The organism is Micromonospora sp. NPDC005203, assembly GCF_042872705.1.
Classification (GTDB): domain Bacteria; phylum Actinomycetota; class Actinomycetes; order Mycobacteriales; family Micromonosporaceae; genus Micromonospora.
Map to the genome: position 1 here is coordinate 23,204 of NZ_JBIAKV010000002.1, position 11,710 is coordinate 34,913.

Genomic DNA, 11,710 nt, shown 5'->3' on the forward strand with positions numbered 1-11,710 from the left:
ATCTGAGGACCATATCGCTACGCGGTGTATCTGTCTGGTGACGCACCCGAGGGTGGCCTGTAGAAGACGGCGCGACCGGTGGAGGCGCAGCAGCCCGGCGGTGGGCGTCAGTCAGAGGGTCGCCCCGGCGGGGAGGGCGGGGCGACCCTCTTCCACCGCCGAAGGAGGCCCGCCCATGCCCCGCCGCCACCGGGATCACGTACCGACTCGCCCCACCTGGCGCTGCGCGGCATGCGGCATCGCCTGGCCCTGCTCGGCGGCGAAGCTGCGGTTGCTCGGCGAGTATCGACACGACCGGCTGGCGTTGACCGTCTACCTGGCGACCCTTTACGCCGAGGCCGGCGAACACCTCACCGACGTCGACCCGGCCCGCCTGACCGAACGCTTCCTCTCCTGGGCCCGCGCCCGCGCCTGACCGAGCTGCCGCGCCCGGTCCGCCTACCTGTAGAGCTGCCCCACCTGTGGGACAGCTCTACAGTCGCGAATCCTGGGCATGCTTCCTGGGCGACTGCGGCGACTGCGGCGACTGCGGCGACCGCGGCGACCGCGGCGACCGCGGCGACCGCGGATGTCAGGGTCGCCAGATTGCCAATTCGATGTCCCCTTGCCGCTCGGCGAAGCGGCCGTCTCGTGCTGCCGTCGTCAAGAGATGGCGCAGATCCGCCGAGAAGGCCGGGAGCCGGTCGCCGAACAGGTGCGGTGCCGAACTGGACAGCGAGAACACCGCCGAGGTGACCTCGTCCACGGAGCGTTCCACGGCGGTCCCCTGTTCGACAGTGATCCGGGTGGGGCCGCTGAAGCCCGCCCCGCGCATGATCTCGGCCTCTCCGGATGGGGTGCCCGCCGGCAACAACCCCTGGCCGGCCCGGCGGATCGGCCCCAGGTAGCTCGCTACCAGGTCGTTGATCTGCTGCCAGGGTGCTCGGGGGTAGGGCAGCGGGTCGTCCCCGGTCACGCCCTGATGCGTGTTGGCGCCCACGTGGACCCAGGCCCCGTCGGGCGTGAGCATGTCGCGGACGCGACGAGCCACGAGCGGGCGGTCCATCCAGTGGAACGACTGGGCGAACGTGGCCACCCGGAAGGTGCCCAGGTCGGCCGGCAGGGCCTCGGCGCGTAGGTGTCGCCACTCGACGTTGACCACCCCTGCACCGTCAGCTCTGCGCCGCCCCTCCGCGAGCATGTCCTGATCGGCGTCGACGCCCAACGCCGCCTCGAACAGGGGCGCGAGCAGCAGCGTCAGCGATCCGGGTCCGCAGCCCACGTCCAGGAGTCGACCGGTGCCGTCGAGGTCGAGCGCGGTACGGATGGCATCGGCGAGCGCGGCCGGGTAGGGCCGCCGTCCAACGCTGTAGTGGCGGGCGCTGCCCGCGTACAAGGTCTCGTCCCACTGCCACGCCGCCTCGGTCACGACGTCGATGAGACCATGGGCCGGGTTGTGCCGTCTCGCGTGAACTGCTGCGGACGCCGACCCATGTTGATGTCCGTCAGCTCACATGATCACCCTGAGCGACCGAGGGGACACCTGACTGCCGAGGCCCCAGCCGCGGTGGGCGGCCCGGACGAGCAACACGGCCGAAGGGTCCGAGGTCGATGAGCAGGTACAAACGGACCAGCGGTGACGTCGTCCGGTGGCCGGACAACCCCGACGCTCGGGCAGCGCTCGCGGCGTGGCTCGCCGACTCTTCGGCGTACCTCCCGGGTGATTCTCTTGATTTTCGCGGCGCGGACCTCAGCTGTCTCGATCTCCCCGGCGCCTGTCTGGCCAATTCCCAGCTGGTCGGCGTTCGGTTCGAGGAGGCCAACCTCGGGGCCGCCAACCTGGCAAATGCCGAGGCGCGGGGCGCGGATTTCTCCGCTGCCGACCTGGCCAAGGCGGACCTGGTCGGTTGCGTGGCGGGTGCGGCGCGGTTCCGTTCGGCCCGGTTGTTCGCGGTGCAACTCGATGACGCTGTGCTGAACGGCGCCGATCTCGGTCACGCGATCCTCAATTCCGCCCCGGTCTTCGTCCACGAGGGCGCGACCCGGTCCCCCGGCGGCGGTGACCTCGAAGTGTGGCTCTCGGCGCAGGGCGCGGAGAGTGTCTCCGGTGGTGGGCTGACGCCGAGACGACTCAGGGCCGGTCCCCGTGAGGGCCGGCCCTGTCGTTGGTGCAGCTCAGGCGAGCGGAGGATACGAGATTCGAACTCGTGAGGGTGTAAACCCAACACGCTTTCCAAGCGTGCGCCCTAGGCCTCTAGGCGAATCCTCCGCGAGCCAGGATACAGGCCCCCGCCGGCCGGGCCACCCCACCACCCCCTGAAGATCGACGGGCGGTCGGGTAGGCTTGGCGACACCTCCCGTGCGGCGGTATCTCGTGAACCTCCCCAGGGCCGGAAGGCAGCAAGGATAAGCGAGCTCTGCCGGGTGCACGGGAGGCCTTTTTGTCTGTGGGCCGGTTGATCCACTCGACATCCATGATGTCGGGGCATCCCGGGCCTGCGGACACCCCGATTTCCAGGAAGCCGAGTCGATCAAGCGCGGCGGCCAGGTCGATCAAGCCCGAGGGTCCAGGTGCCCCGGCGGGGTGGGTGGTCACCCGCGCCCGACCGGCGCAGAATGGCTCGGTCGAGAGGAGGCGGGACGAGTGACGCTGGCGCTCTACCGCAAGTACCGGCCGCGTACCTTCGCTGAGGTCATCGGCCAGGAGCACGTGACCGAGCCGCTGTCGCAGGCGTTGCGCAGCGGGCGGCTCAACCACGCCTACCTCTTCTCCGGCCCTCGTGGCTGCGGCAAGACCACCAGCGCCCGGATCATGGCCCGCTCGCTCAACTGTGAGCAGGGCCCCACCCCCGAGCCGTGCGGCAAGTGCGCGTCCTGCCGCTCGCTGGCCACCGACGGTGCCGGCTCGATCGACGTGATCGAGATCGACGCGGCCAGCCACGGTGGTGTCGACGACGCCCGTGAGCTGCGCGAGCGTGCCTTCTTCGCGCCGGCCAGCAGCCGCTTCAAGATCTACATCATCGACGAGGCGCACATGGTCTCGACCCAGGGCTTCAACGCCCTGCTCAAGCTGGTCGAGGAACCCCCGGAGTACGTCAAGTTCATCTTCGCCACCACCGAGCCGGAGAAGGTCCTCGGCACGATCCGGTCGCGGACCCACCACTACCCGTTCCGGCTGTTTCCGCCGAAGGTGGTCCGCCCGTACCTGGAGCAGCTCACCCAGGCCGAGGGCGTCGCCGTCGAGCCGGCGGTCTTTCCGCTGGTGGTCCGCGCCGGTGGCGGCAGCATGCGGGACAGCCTCTCCGTGCTCGACCAGCTCATCGCCGGCGCCGGCCCGGAGGGAGTCAGCTACGCCCGGGCCGTCGCGCTGCTCGGGGTCACCGACTCCGCTCTGATCGACGAGATGTGCGACGCGCTGGCCGCCGGTGACGGTGCGGCCGCGTACGCCACCGTCGACCGGGTCGCCGAGGCCGGCCACGACCTGCGCCGGTTCGCCGCGGACCTGCTCGAACGGCTCCGCGACCTCATCGTGATCCAGCAGGTGCCGGACGCCGCCGCGAAGGGCCTGATCGACGGCCCCGCCGACCAGATCGAGCGGATGGCAGCCCAGGCCGCGCAACTCGGGCCGGGCACGCTCTCCCGCTGCGCCGACATCGTGCACGACGGTCTGATCGAGATGCGTGGCACCACAGCGCCCCGCCTGCTGCTGGAGCTGATCTGCGCCCGGATGCTGCTGCCCGGCGCGGACGACTCCACAGGTGGCCTGCTCCAACGCCTGGAACGCATGGAACGCCGGCTCACCCTGAGCGGCACCGACGCGCCGCCGGCCGCCGCCGGCTCCGCTCCGGCCGCCCACCCGGGAGTACGCCCACAGCCGAGCCCTCCGGTCCCGGCTGCCGCACACCCCGCACCCGTCAACGCCCCGACCTCCGCTCCGCCGTGGGCGGTCGACCCGGCCGCGTCCCCGACCCAGAGCGCCGCGGGCTCGGGTGCTACCTCGGTCTCCGGAGCGACTGCCTCGCCCGGTCAGGTCCCGGGCGCACCGGCTCCGACCTCGGGTGTGCCGGTCTCTGGTGTGCCGGTCTCTGGCGTGCCGGCCTCTGGCGCCCCGGCCTCTGGCGCCCCGGTTTCGCCCGCTCGGGCCTGGGGCGCTCCGGCCTCGCACGCTCCGGCCCCGGGTGTGCAGGCCTCGCACGCTTCGGCCTCGGGTGTGCAGGCCTCGCACATCTCGGCTGCCGACTCGCCGATCCCGGCGTCACCCGGTGCGTCGGCCGTCGCGGGGTCCGCACCCGTCTCGCCCGCCGGCCCGGCCCCCCGTCGCGTCGTACCGCCATCGGCGGTGCTCCCCGACCCGGCCACGCCCCAGCCGCCCCGACCGGGAGCGCCGGCCGCGGCGCTGGACGCCGTCGCGGTCCGCCGCGTCTGGCCCGATGTGGTCGGCAAGGTCAACCGGACCAACAAGCGGATCGCCGCCCTGATGCGCGACGCCGTGGTGCGTGAACTCGACGGCGACATGCTGGTGCTGACGGTGAAGTCCACCGTGCTGGCCAAGATGATGGCCGATCACGCGGCGGTGCTCACCGACGCGCTCTACGAGGAGTTGGGCGGGCGCTGGCAGATCCGCTGCGAGGTCGCCGGCGAGCGCGGTGGCGTCTCGTTGTCCGGCCCGCAGCGCGCGCAGTCCGCCGCGCCGGCTCGACCCGCCGCCCCGGCCCCTGCGGCGACCGCCGCGCCGGCTCGACCCGCCGCCCCGGCGAATCCGACCGCCGCGCCGAACGCTCCGAGCGGGAACGCCGTTGCCGGCCCGCCGAGCGCACCGCCCGCCGCGCCGAACCCGTCGGCCGCGGCCAACCTGCCGGGTGGGCCGCCCAGCGCGCCCTACCCGAGCAGCGCCGCCAGCCCGGCGACTGCACCGCCCGCCGCGCCGAACTCGACAAGCGTCGCCGGTTCGGATGCCCGTGGTGGCCTGCCGGGAGGCGCGGTTGCGCGTGCCGGTGGGGGCGGGGAGGGCTACGGCGCGCACGGCTCGGGTCGGCAGGGCGGAACGCAGCCCGAGCCAGCGGACGCACAGGGCCCGGCCCGGCCCGGCCCGGCACAGCCGGGTGCCTCGGCAGACGACGAGGACGACTGGCCGGCGGCGGCCCGCCCTGGCGGTGGCGAACCGACCGCCGAGGCGACCGATGACGAGGACTGGCCGGAGGCCGCTCGTCCGGGTGGCGCATCGGCGGGGAACGACCCCGGCCCGGATGCTGGACCGGGTGGCCCCGGCTCGGCACCAACCCCGACCGGCCCGAACAGCGGCGGCGCGAACGGCAGTGGCGCGAACGGCAGTGGCCCGACCGGCAGTGGCAGTGGCCCGCACGACAGTGGCGCGAACGGCAGTGGCCCGACCGGCAGTGGCAGTGGCCCGAACGGCAGTGGCCCGAACGGCAGTGGCCCGACCGGCAGTGGCAGTAGACCAGGCGGCAGCACTAACGGCAGCGGCGCGAACGGCAGCGGCGCACCGGTGAGCAGCGCCATCGCCGCGGCTCGCGCGGCGGCGGCGGGGCGCGGTGTGCGTACCGGATCGGCGGCCCGGCCCGTCGCGGACGCCGAGTGGGCGGGCGAACCGCCCTACGACCCGGACTTCGACGGCCCGGTGCGGGGTGGTCGACCGGGTGGCGCGGCACCGGCGACACCTGTCTACGAGGGGTTCGATCCGGGCGACGAGCCGTTGGACGAGGTCATCGACGAGAAGACCGCCCGGGAGTCCAGCGAGGAGCAGGCGGTACGGCTGCTGCGCGAGACGTTCGGCGCCGAGAAGATCGACGAGGTCGACGCCCGCTGACGACCCCGCCCCACCTCGGCTCGGCGATCTTGCAGTTTCGGTCGCCTTTTTGCGCAGGATGTCTCTTATGTCGAGGCAGAAAGTGCAAGATCGCGCAGGGGGCGTGTCTCGGCCAGCAGGACGCCCAGGCAGCAGGCCCAGAGGGGGAAGGGCAGCACGGCTACCCGTTCCATGCCGCCCACCCCGATCCCCATGCCCTGCTGGGCGAAGAACAGCACCGTCCCGACCAGCGCGATGATCCCGGCGGCGAGGGTGATCCGTCGCCACCGGCCGAGCGTCGTGCCGGCCGGTGCGAAGCCGGCGAGGAGTAGACCGACGTTGCCCGTTCCCATGATCAGGAACGCGCCGAGGACGTGCAGGTTCTCGTCGACGTCGGCCGGGTAGCGGGCCGCCAGGGCGTACCCGCCGGTCGCCAGCAGCAGGAGGATCTGCGCCGTGCGCACCACGCCGCCGCGACCGAGAAGCCGCCAGGTCAGCAGGAGCCCGGCGGCGAGCAGCACGGCGGTGACCAGCATCGCGGCGTTCATCAGCGGGTGCCAGGGCGAGCACACGTAGCGGGGTCTGGTGGTGTCCCAGATGCCGCAGTGGGCGTTGCCGAGGTCGCTGATGTTGTGGGTGGCCCAACCGTAGGCCGGCTGCCGCCAGCGCAGTCCGGTGATCAGGCTGGCGACGAGGAAGACCGGTGCGGCTGCCACCCAGCACAGCGCGCCGGCCCGGCCGGTGCGGTTGAGATTCATGCCGTTGAGCACACCAGCGCGACGGGTCCCGGCGCACTACTGGCAGATGGCCGTTTCGGGGTAGTGACAGCTGTACCCGGAGGGCTCGCCGTGGGGCACACACCGGACGGGGGCGTGGTCGGTCCCAGCGGATAGGCTGGGCGGCGGCCGAGCAGACGAGTGCGAGAAGGAGCCATCCGTGCGCCCAGGTGGACAGCCGAACATGCAGCAGATGCTGAAGCAGGCGCAGAAGATGCAGCAGCAGATCGCCGCCGCCCAGGCCGAGTTGGCCGAGGCCGAGCTGACCGGCACCGCCGGCGGTGGGCTGGTCACCGCGACCGTCTCCGGCGCCGGTGAACTCAAGGCCATCAAGATCGACCCGAAGGCCGTCGACCCGGACGACGTGGAGACGCTTGAGGATCTGGTCGTCGCGGCCGTGCACAACGCCGCCGAGGCGGCACGAGAGTTGACCGAGCGCAAGATGGGTCCGGTCGCCGGCGGCATGGGCGGCCTCGGCCTGCCCGGTTTCTGAGCCGGCAGATGTACGAAGGTGCCATCCAGGACCTGATCGACGAGTTGGGCCGGTTGCCGGGCGTGGGTCCGAAGAGCGCTCAGCGGATCGCGTTCCACGTCCTGTCGGCGGATCCGGCCGACGTCAACCGGTTGGCCGGCGCGTTGCGCAAGGTCAAGGAGCTGGTCCGGTTCTGTACGACCTGCTACAACGTAGCCGAGTCCGAGCAGTGCCGGATCTGCCGAGACCCGCGACGCACCGACGAGGTGCTGTGCGTGGTGGAGGAGCCCAAGGACGTGGTCGCCATCGAGCGGACCGGTGAGTTCCGCGGTCGTTACCACGTGCTGGGCGGCGCGATCAATCCGCTGGAGGGGATCGGCCCGGACAGCCTGCGCATCCGGGAGCTGATGATCCGCCTCGGTGGTGGCGGCATCCGGGAGTTGATCCTGGCTACCGACCCGAACACCGAGGGCGAGGCGACCGCCACCTATCTGGCGCTGATGGTGAAGCCGATGGGTATCTCGGTGACCCGGCTGGCCAGTGGGTTGCCGGTCGGCGGCGACCTGGAGTACGCCGACGAGATCACCCTGGGCCGGGCCTTCGAGGGGCGCCGGGCCGTCTGAGTCGTACCGCGCGGGGGTGGTGGCGTCGTCGACGGCGCCGCCCCCGTTCCGGTGTCCGGCCGGGCACGGATCGATGTGTCGCACCTTGTCTGCGTCGTGCCGTTGACTGTCAGACCTTCTCGCAAGGTGTCGGCTTGGTAGCGATTGCCTAACGCCCGTTCCGCTTGACGTGTGACATGTCATAGCCTCCCGCACACGGACCGAGCCACAGCTCGGCGTGGTCATGCGCATGACAGAGGTGAGAGATGCAGGCGAGAAGGCTTAAAACGGCCGTGGCCATCGCGGCCGTTGCCGCTCTGGCGGTCGGCGCGGCCGGCTGCGCGGAGAGCGAGCGCGGCGACAGTGGCGAGGCCAAGACTGGCGGCACCTTCATCTTCGCGGGTGCCGGTGACCCGAAGAACTTCGACCCAATCTTCAACGATGACGGTGAGTCGTTCCGGCCGGTCCGGCAGATGTTCGACACCCTGGTGAGCCACAAGCCGGGCACCGCGGAGCTTCAGGGCGGCCTGGCGGAGAGCTGGGAGCACGACCCGGAGGGCAAGGTCTGGACGTTCAAGCTCCGCCAGGGCGTGAAGTTCCACGACGGTACGCCGTTCAACGCCGCCGCGGTCTGCTTCAACTTCGACCGCTGGTACAACATGAAGGGCGCTGCCGCCCAGTCCCAGATGATCTACTACATGGACGTCTTCGGGGGCTTCGCCAAGAACGAGAGCGAGTCCGCCGGCAAGCCGGTCTACAACAAGTGTGAGGCGCAGGGCGACGGCACCGCGGTCGTCACGCTGAACCAGTACAAGGGCGCCTTCCCGGGGGCCTTCGCGCTGACCTCGCTCTCGATCGCGAGCCCAGAGGCGCTCAAGAAGTACGACGCCAACACGGTGAAGCAGAACGGCGACTCGTTCGAGTACAGCGCCTTCGCGACCACCAACCCGGTCGGCACCGGCCCGTTCACCTTCGGTGGCTGGGACAAGGCCAAGAACGAGATCACCCTGAACCGCAACCCGGACTACTTTGGCGACAAGGCCAAGGTGGACAAGATGATCATCAAGATCATCAAGGACGAGAGCACCCGCAAGCAGGAGCTTCGTGCCGGCACCGTCCAGGGCATCGACTTCCCGGCCCCGGCCGACCGCAAGGCGCTCGAGGGTGAGGGCTTCCAGGTCGTCAACCGCCCGGCGTTCAACATCCTCTACCTCGGCCTCAACCAGAAGAACCCGAAGCTGAAGGACCTGCGGGTGCGCCAGGCGATCGCCTACGCCCTCAACCGCCAGCAGCTGGTGCAGACCAAGGGTCCGGGTGGCGCGAAGGTCGCCGACGAGTTCCTGCCGGACACCGTGCTCGGCTACGCCCCGGACGTGCAGAAGTACGAGTACAACCCGGAGAAGGCCAAGCAGCTCCTCAAGGACGCTGGCGCCGAGGGTCTGACGCTCAACTTCTACTACCCGCCGGACGTCACCCGGCCGTACATGCCGAACCCGCAGGAGATCTTCACCGTCCTCGCCAACGACCTGCAGGCCGTCGGCATCAAGGTCAACGGTGTTCCTCGCCCGTGGAACGGTGGCTTCAAGGACGACGTGCAGCAGTTCGGCAAGCACGACCTGCACATCCTCGGCTGGACGGGTGACTACAACGACCCGGGCAACTTCGTCGGCACGTTCTTCGGCCGGGGCAAGGTCGAGTTCGGCGACCAGTCGATGACCGAGATGTTCGACGCCATCGCCAAGGCTGACGGCATCGTCGACGACGCGGGCAAGAAGGCGGCCTGGGAGCAGGTCAACCGCGACATCGCCGCCAAGTGGCTGCCGGCCGTGCCGGTCTGGCACGCCCCGCCGGCCATCGTCGTCACCAAGGATGTCAAGGGCCTGGTGGCCAGCCCGTTGACCGACGAGCGGTTCAACACGGTCAGCATCAGCAAGTGACGTCCCTCGGCTGAGGCCGTAGGCGTGATCGGCCCGGGTCCGGGGTTCCTCCCGGCCCGGGCCGATCCGCGATATTTGAGAGTCTGGTGTGTGAGAGATGTTGCGAGTCATAGTTCGCCGCCTGTTGCAGCTGGTGGTGACCCTCATAGCGCTGTCGGCGCTGATCTTCATCTGGCTGCGGAACCTGCCCGGCGGCCCCATCGAGGCACTGCTCGGCGAGCGGGCGACGCCCGAACGTCGCGAGCTGCTGACCAAGGCGCTCGGCTACGACCAGCCGATCCTGGTGCAGTACGGCAAGTTCATGCAGCGGGTGTTGACAGGCGATTTCGGCAACTCGATCCGGACCGGTGACCCGGTCACCGAGGTGATCAGCCGCGCCTTCCCGGCCACCATCGAACTGGCCGTCGCCGCGATGATCATCGCCGTCGGCCTCGGTGTGCCGCTCGGCTACCTCGCCGCCCGCTGGCGCGGACGGTGGCCGGACAACCTCACCATCGCCGGCACCCTGCTCGGCATCTCCATCCCGATCTTCTTCCTGGGCTATCTGCTCAAGGACGTCTTCACCCAGAACATCCACTGGTTCCCGCCGTCCGGGCGGCTTACCACCGGACTGGAAAACACGAACGTCACCGGGTTCTTCGTGCTCGACGGCCTGTTGACCCGCGAGTTCGACGCCAGCGCGGACGCGTTGTGGCACCTGATCCTGCCGGCGATCACCCTCGCCACCATTCCGCTGGCGGTGATCGTGCGGATCACCCGCGCCAGCGTGCTCGACGTCCTCGACGAGGACTACGTACGGACCGCCGAGGCGAAGGGCCTGCGTCACCGTACGATCCGCGGCCGGCACATCCTGCGCAACGCCCTCCTGCCCGTGGTCACGACCATCGGCCTGCAGACCGGTGCGCTGCTCTCCGGCGCGGTGCTCACCGAGAAGGTCTACAACTGGGGCGGCATCGGCACCCTGATCACCGACTCCATCAGCGGCGGCCGGGACTACCCGGTGCTCCAGGCGATCATCCTGCTGGCCGCGCTGGTCTTCGTGGTGGTCAACCTGCTGGTCGACCTCTCCTACGCCTTCATCGACCCGAGGGTGCGTGTGCGATGAGTGACCCGATCACCCAGGCCGGCACTCCGGCTCCCCGTCCCGGGGACGACAAGCCACGTCCCGGCATGAGCGAGCGCAGCATCGGCCTGCTCGGCGACCGCAAGAAGGCACGGCTCGACGAGCTGGCCCAGGCGAGTGCCTCCGACCGGGGCGGGATCAGTCTCGTCCGCGACGCCCTGCGCCGGCTGCGGCGCAACCCGGTCGCCGTCGTCGGAGCCGTGATCGTGGGGCTGTTCGTCCTGGTGGCGATCTTCGCTCCGCTGATCGCACCGCACGACCCGGTGCAGCGCTTCGACGAGCTGACCAAGGGCCTCACCGTGGACACCATCCCGGGGGCCAGCAGCGGGTTCCCGCTCGGCTCCGACCCGCTCGGCCGGGACTTCCTGTCCCGCATGATCTACGGCGCCCGGCAGACGCTCTTCGTGGGCGTGCTCGCGACCCTCATCGGTCTCGCGCTCGGAGTGCTGATCGGCGCCATCGCCGGGGCCTTCGGCGGCTGGGTCGACGTGGTCCTGATGCGGCTCACCGACGTGATGCTGGCCCTGCCGAGCCTGCTGCTCGCGATCACCCTTGTCGCGATGGCCAGCCGGTCGACCCAGTGGACCGTCATCTTCGCGGTGGCAATCGTGAGCGTACCGATCTTCGCCCGGCTGCTGCGCGGCTCGATGCTGGCCCAGCGCGAGAGCGACCACGTGTTGGCCGCCCGCGCGCTCGGCGTCAAGGAGCGCAACATCGTGCTGCGGCACATGTTGCCCAACTCGTTGACCGCGGTGATCGTGCAGGCGACCCTGACCTTCGCGGTGGCTATTCTGGACGCCGCGGCGCTGTCCTTCCTGGGTCTCGGCGACCCGGACATCAACCGCGCCGAGTGGGGTCTGATGCTCGGCGTGGACGGTCAGCGCTACTTCGAGGTCCGCCCGGAGTTGGCGTATTATCCCGCGCTCGCGATCATCGTGGTCGCGCTCGGCTTCACCCTGCTGGGTGAGGCGATGCGCGACGCGATCGACCCGAAGAACCGGCGGTGACCACGGTG

Annotated in this window: 10 protein-coding genes, 1 tRNA gene and 1 other RNA gene; 9 read left to right on the forward strand and 3 right to left on the reverse strand. The window is 70.5% G+C overall.

Annotation, left to right across the window (positions count from 1 at the left end; all coding sequences use genetic code 11):
* The first annotated feature begins 175 nt into the window (after window positions 1-175).
* The gene (locus tag ACFYPM_RS05305; RefSeq protein WP_357370967.1) at window positions 176-415 is read left to right on the forward strand and encodes a flavin reductase; all 240 of its coding nucleotides are present in this window, start codon (window positions 176-178) and stop codon (window positions 413-415) included.
* 156 nt (window positions 416-571) lie between these two features.
* Here ACFYPM_RS05305 and ACFYPM_RS05310 read toward each other — a convergent pair whose 3' ends face one another.
* Window positions 572-1,408, reverse strand: coding sequence for a class I SAM-dependent methyltransferase (locus tag ACFYPM_RS05310; protein WP_387191533.1), 837 nt, complete (start codon window positions 1,406-1,408; stop codon window positions 572-574).
* Window positions 1,409-1,590: 182 nt separating this feature from the next.
* On the opposite strand from ACFYPM_RS05310, the gene ACFYPM_RS05315 reads away from it, so the two are divergent.
* Window positions 1,591-2,190 (forward strand): pentapeptide repeat-containing protein, encoded by a 600-nt coding sequence (locus ACFYPM_RS05315; RefSeq protein ID WP_387191535.1) that lies wholly within the window; start codon window positions 1,591-1,593, stop codon window positions 2,188-2,190.
* Here the strand turns inward: ACFYPM_RS05315 and ACFYPM_RS05320 are convergent.
* Window positions 2,164-2,248 (reverse strand) — tRNA-Ser (locus ACFYPM_RS05320). The genes ACFYPM_RS05315 and ACFYPM_RS05320 overlap by 27 nt on opposite strands.
* 82 nt (window positions 2,249-2,330) lie before the next feature.
* Between ACFYPM_RS05320 and ffs the strand changes: the two genes are divergently transcribed.
* Window positions 2,331-2,420, forward strand: an RNA gene (gene ffs / locus ACFYPM_RS05325) — signal recognition particle sRNA small type.
* A 203-nt stretch (window positions 2,421-2,623) separates the two neighbouring features.
* Window positions 2,624-5,806 carry a DNA polymerase III subunit gamma and tau gene (locus tag ACFYPM_RS05330; RefSeq protein ID WP_387191537.1) on the forward strand — a complete coding sequence of 1,061 codons (3,183 nt, stop codon included), beginning with the start codon at window positions 2,624-2,626 and terminating at the stop codon, window positions 5,804-5,806.
* A gap of 65 nt (window positions 5,807-5,871) precedes the next feature.
* On the opposite strand, the gene ACFYPM_RS05335 is transcribed toward ACFYPM_RS05330, so the two are convergent.
* On the reverse strand, window positions 5,872-6,543 hold the full coding sequence (locus ACFYPM_RS05335; protein WP_387191539.1) for a DUF998 domain-containing protein: 672 nt from the start codon (window positions 6,541-6,543) through the stop codon (window positions 5,872-5,874).
* A gap of 202 nt (window positions 6,544-6,745) precedes the next feature.
* Between ACFYPM_RS05335 and ACFYPM_RS05340 the strand changes: the two genes are divergently transcribed.
* From ACFYPM_RS05340 to ACFYPM_RS05360, 5 genes are all read left to right on the forward strand, one after another.
* Window positions 6,746-7,054, forward strand: coding sequence for a YbaB/EbfC family nucleoid-associated protein (locus ACFYPM_RS05340; RefSeq protein ID WP_238433593.1), 309 nt, complete (start codon window positions 6,746-6,748; stop codon window positions 7,052-7,054).
* An 8-nt stretch (window positions 7,055-7,062) separates the two neighbouring features.
* On the forward strand, window positions 7,063-7,656 hold the full coding sequence (recR, locus tag ACFYPM_RS05345; protein WP_357255522.1) for a recombination mediator RecR: 594 nt from the start codon (window positions 7,063-7,065) through the stop codon (window positions 7,654-7,656).
* Between the two features lie 245 nt (window positions 7,657-7,901).
* On the forward strand, window positions 7,902-9,572 hold the full coding sequence (locus tag ACFYPM_RS05350) for an ABC transporter substrate-binding protein (protein ID WP_387191541.1): 1,671 nt from the start codon (window positions 7,902-7,904) through the stop codon (window positions 9,570-9,572).
* 97 nt (window positions 9,573-9,669) lie between these two features.
* A complete protein-coding gene (locus ACFYPM_RS05355; protein ID WP_357255516.1) occupies window positions 9,670-10,677 on the forward strand; it encodes an ABC transporter permease in 1,008 nt (335 codons plus the stop codon).
* A gap of 65 nt (window positions 10,678-10,742) precedes the next feature.
* Window positions 10,743-11,702 (forward strand): ABC transporter permease, encoded by a 960-nt coding sequence (locus ACFYPM_RS05360; RefSeq protein WP_387193331.1) that lies wholly within the window; start codon window positions 10,743-10,745, stop codon window positions 11,700-11,702.
* Window positions 11,703-11,710: the final 8 nt, after the last annotated feature.